The organism is Nocardia carnea (assembly GCF_029868855.1).
In the GTDB taxonomy this organism is placed as follows: domain Bacteria; phylum Actinomycetota; class Actinomycetes; order Mycobacteriales; family Mycobacteriaceae; genus Nocardia; species Nocardia carnea_A.
On the sequence record NZ_JARWOV010000346.1, the window covers coordinates 1 to 18,117 of the forward strand.

An 18,117-nucleotide genomic window follows, 5' to 3' on the forward strand; every position below is an offset into this window, starting at 1 on the left:
CCGGCCGGGGCAACGGCGATCTGCCCCATCTTATCGACTCGTCCAAGGCCATGGTCCACCGGCTCGAGCCCGCGCGGGCCGCGGCCTGTGCCTCCGCACTGGCCGCGCAGGAAGGTGAACGGCAGCGGATCGCCCGCGAACTGCACGACGAGATCGGGCAGAGTCTCACGGTGGCGTTGCTGTCGATGAAACGGGCCGCCGACCGCGCACCCACCGATGTGGTCGATGTCCTGCACGGCGCGCAGGAGACGGTGCGCGGCTGCCTGGACGAGGTCCGCGGGATCGCGCGGCGGTTGCGCCCCGATGTGCTCGACGATCTCGGCCTGTCCAGTGCGCTGAGTGCGTTGTGCAGTGAGTTCTCCTCCACCGCGGGACTCGGGGTGCATCGCGAGGTCGACCGGAATCTGCCGCGGCTGGCGCCGGATATCGAACTGGTCTGTTACCGGGTGGCCCAGGAGAGCCTGACCAATATCGCCCGCCACGCCGATGCGCGCCGGGTGGGGCTGAGCCTGCGCGTGGGCGGTGACGCGCTGATACTGCGGGTCACCGACGACGGCCGCGGTGGGGTGGCCGAAGACGGTGCCGGGATCCGCGGGATGCGCGAACGCGCACTGCTCGTGAACGCGACCTTGACCATCGATTCCCCACCCGGGCACGGCACCGAGGTCTGCCTGACCATCCCGCGCCGCCAGGAAGGGAGTGCACCGTGACAGCACCGGCCCGCATCCTGCTCGCCGACGATCACGCACTGGTCCGGTCGGGGCTGCGGATGATCCTCGACGCCGAACCCGACCTCACCGTGGTCGCCGAAGCCGCCAACGGGCACGAGGCGGTACAGCAGGCCGGAGCCGTCCCCATCGATCTCGCGATCCTCGATATCGCCATGCCCCGGCTGACCGGTATCCAGGCCGCCCGCGAGATCAACCGCAACATACCGGGGGCGCGGATCCTGATGCTGTCGATGTATGACAACGAACAGTATTTCTTCGAATCAGTGCGGGTCGGCGCCTCGGGATACGTACTCAAATCTGTCGCCGACCGCGACCTGCTCGAGGCCTGCCGCGCCACTCTGCGCGGCGAACCCTACCTGTATCCCGGCGCCGTGAACTCGCTGATCCGCGAATGGCTGCAGCGCGCGGAACGCGACGAACCCGTGCCGCAGACACTGCTCACCCCGCGTGAGGAGGAGATCGTCAAACTCGTCGCCGAGGGGTATTCGTCGCGGGAGATCGCCGCGGACTTGGTGATCAGTGTGAAAACCGTGGACCGCCACCGCGCCAACGTCCTGCAGAAGCTGGGACTGCGCGACCGGCTCGCGCTCACCCGCTACGCCATCCGCGCCGGCCTGATCGAACCCTGACCAGCGCGGGTCAGCCGAGTCGGTGCTCGTCGATCGAAGTCGAGAGACCGGTGCCGTTCAATTCGAGGTAGACCTGCCGTTCCGTCACCGACAGGGTGGCCGTGTTGCGGCGCTCCAGGGCGGCGGCCACGGCGTCGACGAAGGCGCGGTCGAAGCTGTAGATCGGGATGGTCTCGCCCCGGTGGATCCGTTTCCCGGTCAGCGCCGCGAGGACTTTCGCGGGGTCGCGGTGGGTGTAGACGGCGACCCGGCCGGCGAGTTTGCTGCCGCGATGTACCCGGTCGGCATCGGGCGCGCCGACTTCGATCCACGCGGTGACCCGGCCGGTGAGATCGCGGACCAGAACGGCGGGTTCGTCGGTCGAGGACACCCCGCCGTCGCTGAACGTGATCCCGTCCTCGTATTCGAGGCAGTAGGCCAGTAACCGGGTGGCCAGGAATTCCGCGGTTTCCGACGGATGCCGCGCCAGGCGCAATTCCAACTCCTGATAGACGCCGCGATCGACGTCGGAGAGTTGGACTGCGAAGGTGTGCAGAGTCGCGCCGATAGCCATAGGCAGGCCAGCCTATACGGCGGCCCGGGACCGCGATCCACGCAGGCCGGATCTCGAATCCGCCCGCGCGACGACGTTGCCCCGGCCGGTGGTACGGCCGGGGCAACGCCGATTCGGCAAACCGTGCTCGATCAGCCGAGGCTGAAGGGCTGGCCCCAGACGCGGAATTCGGAAATTCCGTTGTCGGTGGTCGTCTCGACTCGCACGAACGAGCGGGCCTGGGCGTAGCCACCGCAGCCGTTGAGGCCGATGGTGGTGTCGGTCCAGGTCACCGAGCCGCTGGGGCCGGTGAACTTGGTGGCGAACGTGTGGCCCTCGTTGCCGTAGACGTCCGGCTTCTCGATATCGAGAATCAGGAACGAGGTGGCCTGGCCGGGGCCGAGGGTCAGGTTGCCGCCGGAGCTGAGATTGCCGGTGACCTTCTCACCGGACCAGTCGGAGGTCACGCCGGCTCCACCGTTGGCGCCACCGCCGCTGATATCGACCTGGCAGCCCACGACATAACCCGGGGTGATCTTGGTGCCCTTGTGCTTGCCGTGCACCTCGACCTGCGCGCTGGCCGAAACCCACGCGTTGCGGTGCAGCGGAGTGGAACCCATGGAGGGGTTGATCAGCGCGGATTCGTTGGCGATCCGGGCGGTGACCTGGAGGCCGTTGGGCAGGGTGTGGGTCAGTTCGCCACCGGGCAGCGGCACGAACGTATCGGCGTTGGCGGCGCCGGTCGAGAACAGACCGACAGCGGCGGCGGCCGCGGCGGCGAGGCTCGCGATGCGCACGGCGCTCTTCTTCACTACAGACATGAGATTTTCCCTCTCGGAAGAGATATTCCGTTCAGCGACGGATTGATCGACCAGTGGTGACGTGCGTCAGCCGATGCTGAACGGAGCTCCGTACAGGGTGGTCTTGGAATAGTGGTCACCGATGATCTCGAGGACGGTGTAGGACCGGGCCTGGGCGTAGCCGCCGCAGCCCTCGATGTTCATCTCGACATCCTTGTAGTCGACCCAGTACTGGCCGGGCTTGGTGATGTCGACACCCTCGATGTGGACGAACTTCACTTCGCCCGGGCCGAGCTTCACACTCAGGGATCCGCTGCCACCCAGGGTCGAGGTGCTCAGGCTGCCGGCGATACCAGCCTGGAAGGCGTTCTCGGCGATGCTGACCTGGCAGCCGACGATGTAACCGGTGCTCAGCCGCGAGGAACCGTGGGTGGAGGAGTTGTTGGTACCCGGCGAGTTGGTCGGGCCCTTCCACGGTCCGGGCTCGCCCGGGGGAGTCTGCGTGACGTCGGCGTGGATCTGTCCGGTCAGCCAGGCGACGCGGCCCGCGCCGTTGGCCGACAGCGACGGCGAGATCAGTGCGCTCTCGTTGACGCGAACGACTTTCCCGTTCGGGCCGGCCTTTTCGCCGGCGGGCAGCGGCACGAACGTGTCCGCGGTAGCCGTTCCACCGGCAACGCCGAGTACCGCCGCCGCCGTCATCGCCGCGGTGGCAGCAATCCCTTTGATGTTCATCGTGTGTCCCTCATGGTCTAGCGAATGTCGCCGGATGCGGCCGCAACCGCGAGAGCCGGCGAAAGCGGCAGCACGATATTCCGGATCGGGACACGCGAAATCGCGAGTCATATCCGGTTGCTGCGCACTCGCAGGTGAAATCCGGTGGGTACGGAATGTCCACCGGTGGTTCGGATCGTCTCAACCTGGGCGATCAGGTGACGAAATGCTGCGCCATCAATCCCTCATCCCTGTGTATCTCTTACAACCCGGCCAGGTGTGGCCGGTGGCCCCGCGCCGTGACGGAGCGGATGGGGAGGCGGTACAGCCGGCAGCGGAGTGCATCCCGTCATCCTTTCGCTCCTGCGGCAGCAGTCTGTTGCTAACCCTGTTCAAGTTAGGTTAGCCTGCGCTCACTATAAAGGTTGGTTAACAAAATTTGTGAGCTATGACCGTGACGTATCTCATATACGCCGGAAGGGACGGGTTCGATGCACAGTTCCTGTAGCACCGCGTCATGACGGCCGGTTCGTCCTATGAATATCACACCCGGGTCTCGGTCCGCAGGTGGTTGGGCTGGATACTTGCCGCCGGATTGCTGTTTCTTGCCTGCGTACTCAGCCTTGTCGTGGGTGTGAAGCATATTCCGATCACGGAGATCGTTACTGCGCTGTGGCAGCCCAGCGGGTCACCGGACGACCTGATCGTCAGCGAATATCGCCTCCCACGCACCCTGCTCGGCCTGCTCGCGGGCAGCGCGCTCGGGATCGCCGGATGCCTCATGCAGGGACTGACGCGGAATCCGCTGGCCGACCCCGGATTGCTCGGGATCAATGCGGGAGCGGCCTTCGCCATCGCGGTCGCGGTGGCCTACCTGGGCGCCAGTGGTATCGGCTCCTATGTCTGGTTCGGATTCGCCGGCGCGGCGGTAGTGTCGGTGGTGGTGTACCGGCTGGGCACCGTCGGTCGCGGCGGCACCGACCCGATCCGCCTCACCCTGGCCGGCGTCGCGGTGACAGCCGTGCTCACCGGTATCACCAAGGGGCTGATCCTGCTGAACTCGAGCGCCTTCGAAGAGATGCGGCAGTGGGACGCGGGCGCGCTGACCGGCCGCGGCTACGACGTACTCGCCGGCGCGACGCCCTTCATCCTCGGCGGAATCGTTTTCGCCGCCGTCGCCGCCCGCTCGCTCAACGCGGTGGCGCTCGGTGACGATATGGCGCGGGCACTCGGCGTACATGTGACACGGACCCGCGCGTTCACCGCCCTGGCGCTGATCCTGCTGTGCGGTACCGCGACCGCGGCGGTCGGGCCGATCACCTTCGTCGGCCTGGCGGTACCGCATATCGCCCGCTGGATCGTCGGGCCCGATTATCGCTGGATCGTCGCCTATTCGCTGCTCCTCGCGCCGACGCTGGTGCTCTTCGCCGATGTGCTCGGACGGGTCGCCATTCCGCCGGACGAGATCGCGGCGGGTGTGGTCACGGCCTTCCTGGGTGCGCCGGTACTGATCTGGCTCGCCCGTCGTTCGGAGATGAGGTAGTCGTGGCCGTGCGTGAACAATCGCGGATCGGCACCGTGGCGGCGATCGATTTCGGCCGCACCGTCCGGGTGCTGCGGCTGCGCCGCCTCACGGCCCGGTTCGGGGTGCGCAGTGTGGTCGTGTCGGCCGTGCTGCTCGTCGCCGCCTGTGTCGTCTCGCTGTTCGCCCTGGGAACCGGGGATTTCGCCATCCCGCCCGACCGGGTACTGCGGGCGCTGCTGGGCAGCGGGGTAGGTAGCGACGAACTCGTGGTGTGGGAGTGGCGGTTCCCGCGGGTGCTGATGGCGCTGGTGCTCGGGGCGGCACTCGGAATCAGCGGTGCGATCCTGCAGTCGGTGACCCGCAATCCGCTGGGCAGCCCCGATATCGTCGGGTTCAACTCGGGTGCGTATACGGGCGCGCTACTGGTCATCCTGGCGGGTGGCGGGTACTACGCCACCGCGGCCGGTGCGGTCGGCGGTGGACTGGTCACCGCGCTGGCGATCTTCCTGCTCGCATTCCGGCAGAACGTCAAGGGGTTCCGGCTGGTGATCGTCGGTATCGGTATCGGCTCGATGCTGGCGGCGGCCAATACCTGGCTCATTCTGCGCGCCGACCTCGATACCGCGATGTCGGCCGCGGCCTGGGGTGTGGGCACACTGGATGGCCTGACGTGGGCCGAGATCACGCCGGCGCTGGTGGTGCTCGCCGTGCTCGTGCTCGCGGTGGTGCCCGCGGCGCATCAGCTGCCGATCCTGGAACTGGGTGACGACGCGGCGCAGGCGCTGGGTGTCCGGGTGGGCCGGTCGCGGCTGATCCTCACGGTTCTCAGTGTCGCGTTCACCGCTGTCGGCACCGCGGTCGCGGGACCGATCGCCTTCGTGGCGCTGGCGGCCCCACAACTGGGCCGGCGATTGGCGCGGACACCGACGATGGCGCTGCTTCCGGCGGCGGCGATGGGGGCGTTGCTGCTGGCCCTGTGCGATTGGATCTCCCGCCGCGCGTTCGCACCGACCACCGTGCCGGTCGGGGTGGTGACGGCGTCGGTCGGCGGCGCATATCTGGCCTACCTGCTGGTGGTCGAGGCTCGACGGAACTGAGGAAACTTCGTGGACGAAAAACTCGAGCGCAGCGAATCTGCGCAGCAGGCCGTCGCACCGCAAGCCGCCACGGACGCCCGGTTGCGGGCCGACCGGTTGCGGCTCGGTTACCGCAACCGGGTCATCAGCGACGAACTCACCGTCGATATCCCCGACGGCACCTTCACCGCCATCATCGGGCCGAATGCCTGCGGTAAATCGACACTCCTGCGGGCGTTGTCGCGGCTGCTGGCGCCGGAATCCGGCGCGGTACTGCTCGACGGCAAAGCGATCGGTTCCTATCCGGCGAAAGAGGTGGCGCGCCGGATCGGGCTGCTTCCGCAGAGTTCGACCGCGCCGGAGGGGATCCGGGTCGCCGATCTGGTGGCCCGGGGCCGGTATCCGCACCAGTCGCTGGTCCGGCAGTGGTCGCGCCACGACGAGGACGCCGTGGCCGCGGCGATGGACGCCACCGGGGTGACGGACCTGTCCGGGCGGCTGGTCGACGAATTGTCCGGCGGGCAGCGGCAGCGGGTCTGGATCGCGATGGTGCTGGCCCAGGAGACGCCGATCGTGCTGCTCGACGAACCCACCACCTTCCTCGATATCGCGCACCAGATCCAATTGCTGGATCTGTGCCGCGAACTCAACCGGGATACCGGCCGGACGGTGGTCGCGGTGCTGCACGATCTCAATCACGCCTTCCGTTATGCCGATCACTTGATCGCCATGCGCGACGGTGCGGTGGTCGCCGCCGGGCCGCCGCGAGAGATCGTCACCGCGGAACTGGTGCAGCAGGTCTTCGACCTGGGCTGTCGCATCATCGACGATCCGGAAACAGGCACGCCGCTGGTGGTTCCGCTGGGGGAGAAGGCGGTCCGGGTGGGCTGATCGCCGGGGTGTAAGCGCAAAGTACGACTACAGTCAAGATGTTTCACTTTAGTAAAGGTTAGGCTAACCTCAACTGTGGTCGTGTGTTGTGCCGTGGGGGTTCCCAGTGGTGGCACGACAGGCGAAAGTGGTTCACAGCGAAGGGAGTTGCCGTGCCGGCGGCAGTGCAGAACGCGTCGACGATCAGCGGTCCAGGACTACCGCTCACCGGCCCCCAGCTGGGAATCTGGAATGCGCAGCAGTTCGACCCGGAATCCGGACGCTACCTGGTGGGCGAGGTCCTCGAAATATCCGGCTCCGAGCCCATCGATGTCGACGCGCTGGCCGAGGCCATCGCGCTGACCGTCGCCGAGGCCGAGAACATGCGGCTGCGTTTCCGCGATACCGATTCCGGCCCCCGGCAATTCGTCGGCAACGAACCCGCCGTGCTGCGTCCGATGATCGATCTGCGGGGCGCCGCCGACCCGGTGTCCCTGGCCCACGAGGCCGTCGCCCTCGAACGGCACGAGGCCGCCCAGCGCTGCCGGGGGATGGTGGATCGCCGGCTGTACAACTACACGCTGATCCGGCTCACCGAATGCGAAGTGTGGTGTGTGCAGCTGTACCACCACCTGATCGTCGACGGCTACAGTGCTGCGCTGCTGTCGCGCCGGGTCGCCGCGCACTACACCGCGCTGCGCCGGGGCACCGAACCACCCGAGGCGACCTTCGGCACCATCGCCGATCTGGTGGCCGATGAACTGGCCTACCGCGAGAGCGAGCATTTCACCGCCGACCAGGAATACTGGCGCGAACAGCTCAGTCCCGCTCCCTCGCTGGACGGGCGCGGTACCGCACTCGGCGGTGCGGTGGAACGTACGATCCGCGCCGAGGCGATTCTGCCCGTCGCCACTCTCGACCGGCTGCGTCATTGCACCGAGCGCTACCGCATCACCTGGGCGGACGGGCTGATCGCCTGCTACGCGGCGTATATCCAACGGCAGCTGGGCACCTCCGATGTCGTGCTCTCGATGCTGATGATGGGCCGGGTCGGGCGGGTCGCATTGAGTACACCGTCGATGGCGGTGAACGTGCTGCCACTGCGGCTCGCCGTGCACGCCCACGAAACAGTGGGCGAATTGGGCGTCCGGGTCGCGGAGACGCTGCGCGAAATGCGTAGACACCAGCGCTACAGCGGCGCCGACCTGGCCCGAGACCTGAGCGGTTTCGGTGCGGGCGAGTTGCTGCACGGGGTCGGGATCAACCTGAAGGTCTTCGATTTCGCACTCGACTTCGACGGCGCCAAGGGGGTGCTGCGCAATGTGGCGGGCGGGCCGCCGGAGGATCTCGGCCTGGTCGCGACCCCGCTGCCCGATAAATCCGTCCTGCTGAACTTCGAATGCGATGCGCGCACCAATGATCCCGAGACCGCCTATCGCCGGATGGCCGGGCTGGTCCGGGTCATCGAGGCCTTCACCGAGCTGGACAAGGTGCAGGTCGGCGCGTTGGAACTGATCGACCGCGACGACCGTGCCCGGCTACTGGCACAGCGCCGCGGACCGGCGGCCGCGGCCGGAACCGAACTGGTTCCGGCCGCGCTGGACCGGATGGTCGCCGAATACGCCGGCGATACCGTGCTGGTCGCCGGCACCCGGCGGTATACCGGTGCCGAACTGGGCGCGCAGGTGTATCGGCTGGTCCGGTACCTGCGCGACCAGGGCGTGCGGCCGGGGGACCGGGTGGGCGTCGCACTACCGCGCACCGCCGACCTGGTGGTGGCGCTGCTGGCCGTCTGGCGTGCTGGCGCGACCTATCTACCACTCGATCCGGAGCATCCGGCGGCGCGACTGCAGACGATGATCGACGACGCCGCCCCGGTACTGGTACTCACCGGCAACGCGCTGGTGCACGAACTCGATTGCCGCGCGGTCGCGGTGGACGGCGACGAGGTGCGCGCCGCGGTGCAGGCGTATTTGGACACCCGGCCGGCCGATGATCGTGTCCGTGGCGATCACGCCGCCTATGTGCTCTACACCTCCGGTTCCACCGGTACCCCCAAGGGTGTGGTGATCGACCACACCGCTCTCGCGCAGTTGGTCGCCGGGCATCGGTCCGGTATCTACGCCGAAACCGTCGAGCGGGCCGGTGGTCGCCGGCTGGCCATCGCGCACACCACCTCGTTCGCCTTCGACGCCGCGCTGGACCCGTTGCTGTGGCTGCTCGACGGGCACCGGATCCACCTCTACGACAGTGTGATCCGCCGCGACCCCGCCGCGCTGGTGGCTGCCTTCGCCGCGGACGGGATCGAGGTCGTCGACGGCACCCCCACCCTGGCCGCCGCGCTGTTCGCGCACGGTTTGGCGGAGGCGGCGCCGCGCCTGCTGGTCCTCGGCGGCGAAGCCTGTCCGCCGGACCTGTGGCAGCAGGTGCAGACCGCCGGAATCGCCGCGGTCAACCTCTACGGCCCCACCGAGGCCACGGTCGACGCCATCGGCGCACCCGTGCACGGCACCGATCCGCATATCGGTGTCCCGCTGCCCGGTGTACGGGCCTATCTGCTGGACAACGGTTTACAGGTGGTCGCGGACGGGCAGCCCGGCGAGCTGTATCTGGCGGGCGCCGGGATCGCGCAGGGCTATCTCGGCCGGCCCGGGCTCAGCGCGGAACGTTTCGTGGCCGACCCGTTCGGTCCGCCGGGCGCGCGGATGTATCGCACCGGCGATCTGGCGCGCTGGGTGCCGGGACAGGGCTATTTCTATTCGGGCCGGGCCGACGCGCAGATCAAGATTCGCGGGCACCGGATCGAAATCGGCGAGGTGGAAGCCGCGTTGAGCGGACTGCCCGAGGTCGCCGCCGCGGTCGCCGATATCCGTGAGCTCGCGGGACGGCCGAGCCTCATCGGTTACGTGGTCGCCACCGCCGAGGCCGCGGCGCAGATACGCGACGGCGTCGCTGATCTGGGCGCCCGGCTGCGCAACCGGCTGGCCGATTCGGTACCCGATCCGATGGTTCCCACCCGGATCGTGGTGCTCGACGAACTCCCGTGGACGGTCAACGGCAAAGTGGACCGGCCCGCGCTACCCGATCCGGTGGAATCCACCGGCGGGCGGGCACCGGCGACGCCGGCCGAACAGGCACTCGCCGAGACGGTGGCCGAATTGCTCGGCCGTACCGGGGACACCGTCGATATCGACGACGATTTCTTCGGCGCCGGCGGTGACAGCATCACCGCGATCGGTGTCTGTGCGAAATTGCGCGAACGCGGTTTCGTCCTGGCACCACAGGACCTGCTGACGCGCCGCGGTCTCGCCGATCTGGCCGCTGCGGCCGGACCCGTGGCAATCTCGGCGGATGCCGGTCCGGCGCCGGCACCGCACGCGGAATCCGTGACGATCGTGCTGCCGCCGCAGAGTATTGCGGAACTGGCTGCTGTGCACGGGCCGGTCGCCGATGTGCTGCCGCTGTCACCGCTGCAGGAAGGGCTGCTGTTCCACGCACTGCGCGACGGCGCCGCCGACGTCTACACCCTGACGGCGCGTTTCGAGCTCGCCGGTCCGGTCGACCCGGACCGGCTGGCGGCCGCGTTCACCGAAGTACTGCGCCGGCACCCGAATCTGGGCGCCGCCTTCCATTACGACCGGGTCGATCAACCGATCCAGGTGATTCCCCGCGACCCAAGGGTCGCGTGGCGGGTCGAGGATCTGCGCGACCGGCCGGACGCCGCCGGGCGCGCGCTGGCGCTGGAGCAGGCCGCGGGCGGGGAACTGTTCGATATCGGCGATCCGCCGCTGCTGCGCGCCCTGCTGATCCGGCTCTCCGATACCGAGCACCGGCTGGTGCTCACCGCCCATCACCTGCTGGCCGACGGCTGGTCGATCCCGATCGTGCTGCGCGAGATGCTCGCCCGCTACCACGGTGAGGAGCTGCCCGAACCCGGGTACTACGGCACCTATCTGGCCTGGCTCGCCGCCCGCGATACGGTCACGGAAACCCGGCGCTGGGGCGATTACCTGGCGGGGCTGGAGGCGCCGAGCCTGATCGGCGCACCCGGACCGCGTTCGGCCGCGGTGGGGTTGCAGGTGCCGCTGGCCGAGGAGACCGCGACCGCGCTCGAATCCTTCGGCCGGGCACACGGGCTCACGATGAACACCCTGTTGCAGGGCGCGTGGTCGATGGTGCTGGCCGACCAGCTCGGCCGTACCGATGTAGTGTTCGGCGCGGTGGTATCGGGCCGGCCCGCGGAGTTGCCCGGTGTGGGCGGCATGGTCGGGCTGTTCAGCAATACCGTCCCGGTACGGATGACCCTCGATACCGGCCGGCCGGTGGCCGAGCAGTTCGCCGCATTCCAGCGAACCACACTGGAACTGCAGAATCAGGGCTACCTGGGTCTGGCCACCGTGGAACGCGCCGCGGGTGTCGGGCGGCTCTTCGATACGCTCGTCGTCTACGAGAACTTCCCGAAAACCGGCGTGGGGCCCAAGGAATCGCACGAAGTCGCGGTCGCCGACGTCGCTGTGCACAGCCTCACCCACTACCCGGTGACCGTGACCGCGCTACCCGGCGACCGGTTCCGGGTCATGCTGCACTACGCGCCCGGCGCCATCGAGAAACCGACCGGGCAACGGATGGCGGCGCGGCTGGGCGCTGTGCTCACCGCCCTGGTCGGCGACCCGGCGGCCACCGTGGGCACGGTACTCGACCGCACCCGGCATCCGGACAGTCACGGTGCGACGCTGGCCGATTGGACCTCGGCGGCGGAGATCGATCCCGACTCCCCGGCGCTCACCGCCGAAGGGATCACCATCTCCTACCGCGAGTTCGACGAACGCGCCGATCGCCTGGCCCGCTGGCTGATCTCCCAGCGGATCGGCCCGGAGCGGGTGGTGGTGGTCGCGATGCGGCGCTGCGGCGAGGCCGTTGTCGCCGCACACGCGATCAGCCGAGCCGGTGGGGTCTACCTCCCGGTGGATCCGGGCCAGCCCGCCGAACGGCTGGACACGATTCTCGCGACCGCCGCACCGGCGCTGGTCCTCACCACGAACGCTGACGATTTCGCGACCGGGCGGGCGCCCGTCGTCGCCACCGATGCCCTGGACCTCACCGGTTTCGCGGCGGGTGCGCTCAGCGACGCGGACCGGCTCGCGCCGCTGCGCCCGGACAACGCCGCCTATCTGCTGTTCACCTCCGGATCCACCGGTGTGCCGAAGGGTGTGGCGGTGAGCCACGCGGCCATCGTCAACACCTTCGCCTGGTTGCAGGAACAGCATCGATTCGGGGTCGGCGACACCATGCTGTACCGCACCCCGGCCACCTTCGACGCCTCGCTGCTGGAGATCTACCTGCCGCTGCTGGTGGGCGCCCGTATCGTGCTGGCCCGGCCCAACGGTCACCGCGACCCCTACTACCAGGCGGAACTCATGGCCGCCGAGGGGGTCACCGCCGTGCAGATGACCTCGTCCATGCTCACCACCATGGCCGAGGAGAGCGATCTCACCGGGTGTACCGCGCTGCGTTGTGTATTCACCGGCGGCGAACCGCTACCACCGGCCACCGCGCAGCGATTCCGGGAAGCCACCGGCACCGAGGTGAACAACCTCTACGGTCCCACCGAGGCCGCGGTCTGCATCACCTACCACGTCACCGACGACACCGATCTGGATACGGTGCCCATCGGCCGCCCGCCGGGCGGCGCGGGAGTGCGGGTACTCGACGAGAAGTTGCGGCCGGTGCCGTTCGGCACGGTCGGCGAGCTCTACCTCACCGGTGTGCAGCTCGCCCGCGGCTACCTGCACGAACCGGCGCGTACGGCGCATACCTTCGTCGCCGATCCAGCCGGTCACGGTGAACTCATGTACCGCACCGGTGATCTGGTGCGCTGGGGTGCCGGAGGCGAACTGGACTACATCGGCCGCACCGACAGCCAGGTGAAACTGCGCGGTCAGCGGATCGAACTCGGCGATATCGAATCGGCGGTCCTGCGCCGCCCCGAGATCGCCCAGGCCGCGGTGATCCTGCGGGAGGATATTCCGGGCGATCAACGCCTGGTCGCCTATCTGCGGGCCCGTTCCGGCGCCACGGTGGACACCGAGGCGCTGCGGGCCGCACTTCGGGATGTGCTGCCGTCCTACATGATTCCCGCGGCGTTCGTGGAGCTCGACGAGATCCCGATGACCGTCAGCGACAAACTGGATCGCAAGGCGCTGCCGATCCCGGAGTACCCGGTGGACGTGGCCGGCGCCGTACCGGCCATGCCACAGGCTGCGGCTTCCGGAGTATCGGTCGCGACCCCGGCCGCCGCTCCGGGCGTACCGGTCGCGGCCCGGACTGCTGGTCCGGGCGTACCGGCGCCGGCTCCGGGTACGCCGGCAGCGGGTCCGGATGTATTCGCGGTGGCTGCGGCTCCGGGTGTACCGGTCGTGGCCCCTGCTGCCCTGGGTGCAACGGCGGCAGGTCCGGATGCCTCCGGGGCGTCTCCGGGCGCCTCCGCCGTGGCCCCGGATGGTTCGGCCGTAGCTCAGCACATGTCTGCCGTGGCGTCGGGTGCGTCGACGGGGCTTTCCGGTGAGCCGTCAGGCGTATCGGGAGTAGCCGGTGTGGTCACCGCGGCCATGGCCGCGGTACTGGGTATCGCGGCGATCGGGCCGGACGACGATTTCTTCGCCGCCGGCGGTCATTCGCTGACCGCTGTGCGGCTGGTCGGGCGGTTGCGCCGGGCTGGATACGCGGTTGTGGTCGACGACGTTTTCGAGGCCCCGACCGTCCGCGCCCTCACGGCACGTATCGAAGGCGTGGCACCGGCCGGCGGAAACGGCTCCGCCGGTGCGGGTTCCGCCGTCTCGGATACCGCGGCGCCGGAGACCTCGGCACCGAAGACCGCGACACCGAAGTCGGCCTCCGCGGAGCCGGTGTCCGAGGAGATCGCCATGCTGGGGCGGCGTCTCGACCATGTGCTGCGGCTCCGCGACCGCGGCGCGGCCGAACCGCTGTTCTGTGTGCATCCCGTGGGCGGCACCGCCTGGCAGTTCGCGCCGCTGGCCCGGCGGCTGCGCGCCGACCGGCCGCTGATCGGCCTGCAACTGCCCGCCCTGCGCGGTGCGGATTCCGGAGCCACCACCATCGACGAACTGGCCGCGCACTATCTGGAAACCGTGCGCGAGATCCAGCCGGAGGGTCCCTACCACCTGCTGGGCTATTCGCTCGGCGGCAATATCGTGCACGCCATGGCCGCCGCACTCACCGCGGCCGGGGCGGAGGTCGCGTTCGTGGGCCTGGTGGATTCGCATCCGCTCGCCGGCCTCGCCGAACAGGCCGCCGAGGCACTGGCGGACCCGGCCCGGCTGGACCGGTTGCTTCCGGAACTCCCCGAGGACGCCCCGGATCTCGCCGCGCTCATCCGCGGTGCCGCCGGCGAATTGCTGCGCATGGTCACGAAATCCGGGACACCGCGGTATTCCGGCCCCATGGCGCTCTACGCCGCCGATCCCGGCGAGACCGAGGACGCGCCACGCGTCGCCGCCCAGCTGGCCGGCTGGCGGGCGGCCGGGGCCCGCATCACCCCGCGCCGCCTGCCCTACACCCACTTCGGGATCGTCACCGACGACGGGTGGGCCGAGGTCGCCGCGTTGCTCGACACCGACCCGGCGTTGCGGACCTGACCCCGTGCGGGCCGGCCCCAGAGACTCTGCCGCGGCACCGTCCGGTGCCCCGGTAGTTCGAGAAAGAAAGTGAAACACCTATGTCGCTGTTATCCCACAGCCGCTTCGCGGCCTGGCTACGTGCCGTAGTCGGTCTGTTCGTCGCGGTCGTCGCGGTCGCGGGCTGTAGCTCCGATGCCGAGCCCGAAGCCGCTTCCGGGACCCGGCCGGTCCAGACCGAGAAGGGCGCCGTCGAGGTGCCGGCCGACCCGCAGCGGGTCGTAGTGCTCAACGGTGCCCTCGCCGGCTACCTCTACGACCTCGATGTGCCGGTGGCCGCGGCGGATACCCGGGTTCTCGGCGTCACCGATCGCAGCGGGAAATTCCCCCCGACGTGGGCGGACGACGCGACGGAACAGGGCACTCAGGTCGTGCCGATCGGGCAGACCGTGAACGTGGAGTTCGTCGCCTCGATGCAGCCCGATCTGATCATCGGTGGCGGCCAGGGCTTCCCGGCCAAACAGTCGGTGGACGCCTACGACCAGCTCAGTGCCATCGCACCGACCGTGCTGGTGCCCGGTGATGTCACCGGCTGGCAGGATCAGCTGAAGCTGCTCGCCGATATGGTCAACAAGGGCGACAAGGTCGAGGAGCTGATCACCGCCTACGACGACAAGCTCAAGCAGGTCGCCGAGACCGTCAAGGCGCCCGAGCAGCAGATCGGCTACTTCCAGTCCGCCGCCGACGGCAAGCCGAAGATGGTCCTGCCGAATGCGGCGCTGCCGACGCTGCTGGCCGAGCTGGGCTTCAAGGCCGACGACCAGGTGGTCGCCAAGGCCGGTAACCCGGAGATCAACCCCTCCGCCGACTGGTTCAACTTCAGCCCCGAACTGCTGACCAAGGTCGTCGACCAGCCCGTGGTCATCGTGGTTCCGCTCAGCGGTGCCAAGAGCGCGGCCGATCTCGCGAAGGATCCGATGTTCGCGCAGCTGCCCGCGTTCAAGGACAAGAAGGTCTACGAACTACCGGCCACCAGCTACCGGCCGGACTACCGCGGCGTGATGAACACCCTCGACCTGATCCAGGAGCAGTTCAAGTGACAGCCACCGCCGGCCTCCTCATCGATATCTCCCCGTTGCGGGAGAGCCGGCGGTTCCGCTGTGCCTTCGGCGCGCGGCTGATCTCCGTTCTCGGCATCGGGCTGCTCATGGTGGCCCTGCCGGTGCAGGTCTACGACCTCACCGGGTCGAGCCTGCACGTGGCCGGAGTGTCGACGACCATGGCGGTCGCCCTGTTCGCCGGAAGCCTGGCGGGCGGGGTGATCGCCGACCGGTTCGACCGGCGCACCGTGATGCAGTGGTCGCGGACGGCGGCGGGACTGGCGTTCCTGGCTCTGGGCCTCAACGCGATTCTGGCCAGCCCCACCCTGGCGGTGATCTATGCTGCCGCCGTCGTGGACGGCCTGGCCGGCGGGATCAGCGGATCGGCCATGATGGCGCTGGTGCCGATGCTGGTGGAGCGCGCGAAGATGCCGGCGGCGGGCGCGCTGATCACCCTGACCTCGGATCTGGGCACCATGATCACCCCGGCCATCGCCGGTGTGCTGATCGCCCAGATCGGGGTCCCTTTCGCGTTTTTCGCCGCCGCGGCGGCGACCGCGGCCACCGTGGGCCTGATCCGGGCCATCGGCGCCGCCCCGCCACCGGCCCGCGAGCTGCGTAATCCGCTGGTGGAAATGGGCCAGGGAATTGCCTTCGCGATGCGCCACCGCGTGATCCGCGCGGTGCTGGTGAGCGGTCTGCTCGCCATGCTCGTGAGTGGACCACTGGTGCTGCTACCGGCTTTCGCGGATCAGGCGCTGGCCGCCGGTCCCGCGACGCTGGGCCTGCTCTACGCCGCCCCCGGCGCGGGTGCCGTACTCGGCTCCCTGACCAGCGGCTGGATCGGCCGCTCCCGGCGTAACGGCCTGGCACTGCTGGTGTCGCTGGCACTCATGCCGCTGGGCCTGATCATGGCCGGTGTCTGGCCGCAGGTGGCGTGGAGCTTCCTGGGCCTGGCCGCCTTCGGTATCGCCCGCGCCGTGAACAACATCCTGCGGTATTCGGTACTGCAGCAGCATTCGCCGGAAGATATGCGCGGCCGGTTGTCGAGTCTGCAACTGGTGCAGTCGGTTACCGGAACGGCGCTCGGGTCGATGGCGGCCGGTGTGATCGGTGGTCTCGTGGAACCGGGTGCCGCCCTGGTGGTCTACGGCGGCGCGGTACTGGTGCTGCTGGTGCCCACCATGGTCTTCCTGGCCCCGCTGGCCCGGCTCACCGCACCCCCCGCACCCGCCGGGCCCCCGGTGAAACCGCCGGTGGAACCCACCGGAATCGCGGACAAAGGAAAGGACGGTGTGTGATGGATCGCGGTGCCTACCGTGAGCGGATCGCCGAGGTCATGGCCGGGTCCCACGGGGCCAAGGTCGGCTACCCGATCGAACTGCGGGAACTGGAGGTGATCCGCACCGAACAGGTGGGTTCGGGGCTGCTCCGGCTCACCTTCGGCGGTCCGGAGCTGGCGGGTTTCCACAGTTACGTGCCCGACGAACACGTGCGGGTGGTCTTCCCGGATACCGACGGCACCCTGCGGCTGCCGGTGAAGGACGGCCTCTCGCTGGAATGGCCCGCGCCGCGGCCGATCTCGCGGGAATATACGGTGCGCCGCTACGACGCCGACGCGGGCGAACTCGATATCGAGTTCGCGCTGCATCCCGGAGGACTCGCCTCGGATTGGGCGCTGGCCGCCGAACCGGGGACCCGCATCCACATCGCCGGCCCGCCCGGCGGCGTGGTGGTTCCGGAAAGTTACGACAACTACCTCTTCGCCGGGGATATCACCGCGCTGCCCGCGATAGCCCGCTGGCTGGAACGGCTGCCGCGTGAAACCCGGGGCTGGGTGTTCGTCGAGGTGATCGACGCGAGCGAGGAAATCGAGATCGACGCGCCGGCCGGATTCGAGATCCAGTGGCTGCACCGCGGCGACGCCGCGCCGGGCACCGGGGACCTGCTGGAGAAGGCGATCCGCACGGTCACGGTGCCCGAGGGGCAGAACGTGTACGCGTGGGTGGCCGGTGAGGCCGGGCAGTTGCGCCCGATCCGTAAATGGATCCGGAGCGAACTCGGTGTCGGGCCCAAGGACTGCCTGATCGCGGGCTATTGGAAACACGGCGTCGCGAATTTCGACGGCGAGGAATGAGGAGAGGACAGACCATGACGAACGACGCAGCGGCCGTGACCGATCGCGACCGCTTCATCCGGGATGTCGCCGAAGTGATGGGCGTACCGGTCGAGGAACTGTCCACCGATACCAATCTGCTCGATGCCGGGCTCGATTCGGTGCGCATCATGCAGTTGGTGGAGAAATGGCGGTCGGAGGGTCATGAGACCGTCGATCCGATGATGCTGGCCGGGGACCCCGTATTGGAGTCCTGGCTGGAGGTGCTGTGCCCGTGACCGGGCGCCGCGAACCCCCCCCGGCCCGGGGTTAGCGGCCCCCGGGGGTTAAGTGGGCGGTGGCCCACCGCCACCACCCCGCGCCCATAGCGGCGGCGGGGGTTAACAACCC

13 protein-coding genes are annotated in these 18,117 nt (G+C 68.9%); 10 read left to right on the forward strand and 3 right to left on the reverse strand.

What is annotated here, in order from left to right:
- Both QH195_RS34700 and QH195_RS34705 read left to right on the forward strand, forming a co-directional pair.
- Positions 1-710, forward strand: a 710-nt coding sequence (locus tag QH195_RS34700) for a sensor histidine kinase (protein WP_280438498.1), incomplete at its 5' end; no start/stop codon positions are given.
- Positions 707-1,360, forward strand: coding sequence for a response regulator transcription factor (locus tag QH195_RS34705; protein WP_280438499.1), 654 nt, complete (start codon positions 707-709; stop codon positions 1,358-1,360). The genes QH195_RS34700 and QH195_RS34705, both read left to right, overlap by 4 nt.
- A gap of 10 nt (positions 1,361-1,370) precedes the next feature.
- On the opposite strand, the gene QH195_RS34710 is transcribed toward QH195_RS34705, so the two are convergent.
- The 3 genes from QH195_RS34710 to QH195_RS34720 all read right to left on the reverse strand — a co-directional run bounded on the left by QH195_RS34710 (position 1,371) and on the right by QH195_RS34720 (position 3,427).
- On the reverse strand, positions 1,371-1,913 hold the full coding sequence (locus QH195_RS34710; protein ID WP_280438500.1) for a YaeQ family protein: 543 nt from the start codon (positions 1,911-1,913) through the stop codon (positions 1,371-1,373).
- Positions 1,914-2,044: 131 nt separating this feature from the next.
- On the reverse strand, positions 2,045-2,713 hold the full coding sequence (locus QH195_RS34715) for an MspA family porin (RefSeq protein ID WP_280423558.1): 669 nt from the start codon (positions 2,711-2,713) through the stop codon (positions 2,045-2,047).
- Positions 2,714-2,779: 66 nt separating this feature from the next.
- Positions 2,780-3,427, reverse strand: a complete 648-nt coding sequence (locus QH195_RS34720; protein WP_280423559.1) for an MspA family porin — start codon at positions 3,425-3,427, stop codon at positions 2,780-2,782.
- 496 nt (positions 3,428-3,923) lie between these two features.
- On the opposite strand from QH195_RS34720, the gene QH195_RS34725 reads away from it, so the two are divergent.
- The 8 genes from QH195_RS34725 (at position 3,924) to QH195_RS34760 (ending at position 18,005) form a co-directional block, all read left to right on the forward strand.
- Positions 3,924-4,949 carry an iron chelate uptake ABC transporter family permease subunit gene (locus tag QH195_RS34725; protein ID WP_280423560.1) on the forward strand — a complete coding sequence of 342 codons (1,026 nt, stop codon included), beginning with the start codon at positions 3,924-3,926 and terminating at the stop codon, positions 4,947-4,949.
- Between the two features lie 2 nt (positions 4,950-4,951).
- Positions 4,952-6,028 (forward strand): FecCD family ABC transporter permease, encoded by a 1,077-nt coding sequence (locus tag QH195_RS34730; protein WP_280438501.1) that lies wholly within the window; start codon positions 4,952-4,954, stop codon positions 6,026-6,028.
- An 81-nt stretch (positions 6,029-6,109) separates the two neighbouring features.
- Positions 6,110-6,898, forward strand: a complete 789-nt coding sequence (locus tag QH195_RS34735) for an ABC transporter ATP-binding protein (RefSeq protein WP_280438504.1) — start codon at positions 6,110-6,112, stop codon at positions 6,896-6,898.
- Positions 6,899-7,050: 152 nt separating this feature from the next.
- A complete protein-coding gene (locus tag QH195_RS34740) occupies positions 7,051-14,532 on the forward strand; it encodes a non-ribosomal peptide synthetase (RefSeq protein ID WP_280438502.1) in 7,482 nt (2,493 codons plus the stop codon).
- Positions 14,533-14,612: 80 nt separating this feature from the next.
- Positions 14,613-15,611, forward strand: coding sequence for an ABC transporter substrate-binding protein (locus QH195_RS34745; RefSeq protein WP_280438503.1), 999 nt, complete (start codon positions 14,613-14,615; stop codon positions 15,609-15,611).
- Positions 15,608-16,912 carry an enterobactin transporter EntS gene (entS, locus tag QH195_RS34750; protein ID WP_280423564.1) on the forward strand — a complete coding sequence of 435 codons (1,305 nt, stop codon included), beginning with the start codon at positions 15,608-15,610 and terminating at the stop codon, positions 16,910-16,912. Before QH195_RS34745 ends, entS begins: the two co-directional genes overlap by 4 nt.
- The gene (locus QH195_RS34755) at positions 16,912-17,748 is read left to right on the forward strand and encodes a siderophore-interacting protein (protein ID WP_280438505.1); all 837 of its coding nucleotides are present in this window, start codon (positions 16,912-16,914) and stop codon (positions 17,746-17,748) included. The genes entS and QH195_RS34755 overlap by 1 nt, the downstream gene beginning before the upstream one ends.
- 14 nt (positions 17,749-17,762) lie before the next feature.
- On the forward strand, positions 17,763-18,005 hold the full coding sequence (locus QH195_RS34760; protein WP_280423565.1) for a phosphopantetheine-binding protein: 243 nt from the start codon (positions 17,763-17,765) through the stop codon (positions 18,003-18,005).
- Positions 18,006-18,117: the final 112 nt, after the last annotated feature.

Bases quoted from the DNA above. Each gene is read 5' to 3' on its own strand.
- QH195_RS34760 (WP_280423565.1), top strand. From the start codon at position 17,763: ATGACGAACGACGCAGCGGCCGTGACCGATCGCGACCGCTTCATCCGG.
- QH195_RS34715 (WP_280423558.1), bottom strand. From the start codon at position 2,713: ATGTCTGTAGTGAAGAAGAGCGCCGTGCGCATCGCGAGCCTCGCCGCC.
- QH195_RS34755 (WP_280438505.1), top strand. From the start codon at position 16,912: ATGGATCGCGGTGCCTACCGTGAGCGGATCGCCGAGGTCATGGCCGGG.
- QH195_RS34725 (WP_280423560.1), top strand. From the start codon at position 3,924: ATGACGGCCGGTTCGTCCTATGAATATCACACCCGGGTCTCGGTCCGC.
- QH195_RS34745 (WP_280438503.1), top strand. From the start codon at position 14,613: ATGTCGCTGTTATCCCACAGCCGCTTCGCGGCCTGGCTACGTGCCGTA.
- QH195_RS34710 (WP_280438500.1), bottom strand. From the start codon at position 1,913: ATGGCTATCGGCGCGACTCTGCACACCTTCGCAGTCCAACTCTCCGAC.
- QH195_RS34720 (WP_280423559.1), bottom strand. From the start codon at position 3,427: ATGAACATCAAAGGGATTGCTGCCACCGCGGCGATGACGGCGGCGGCG.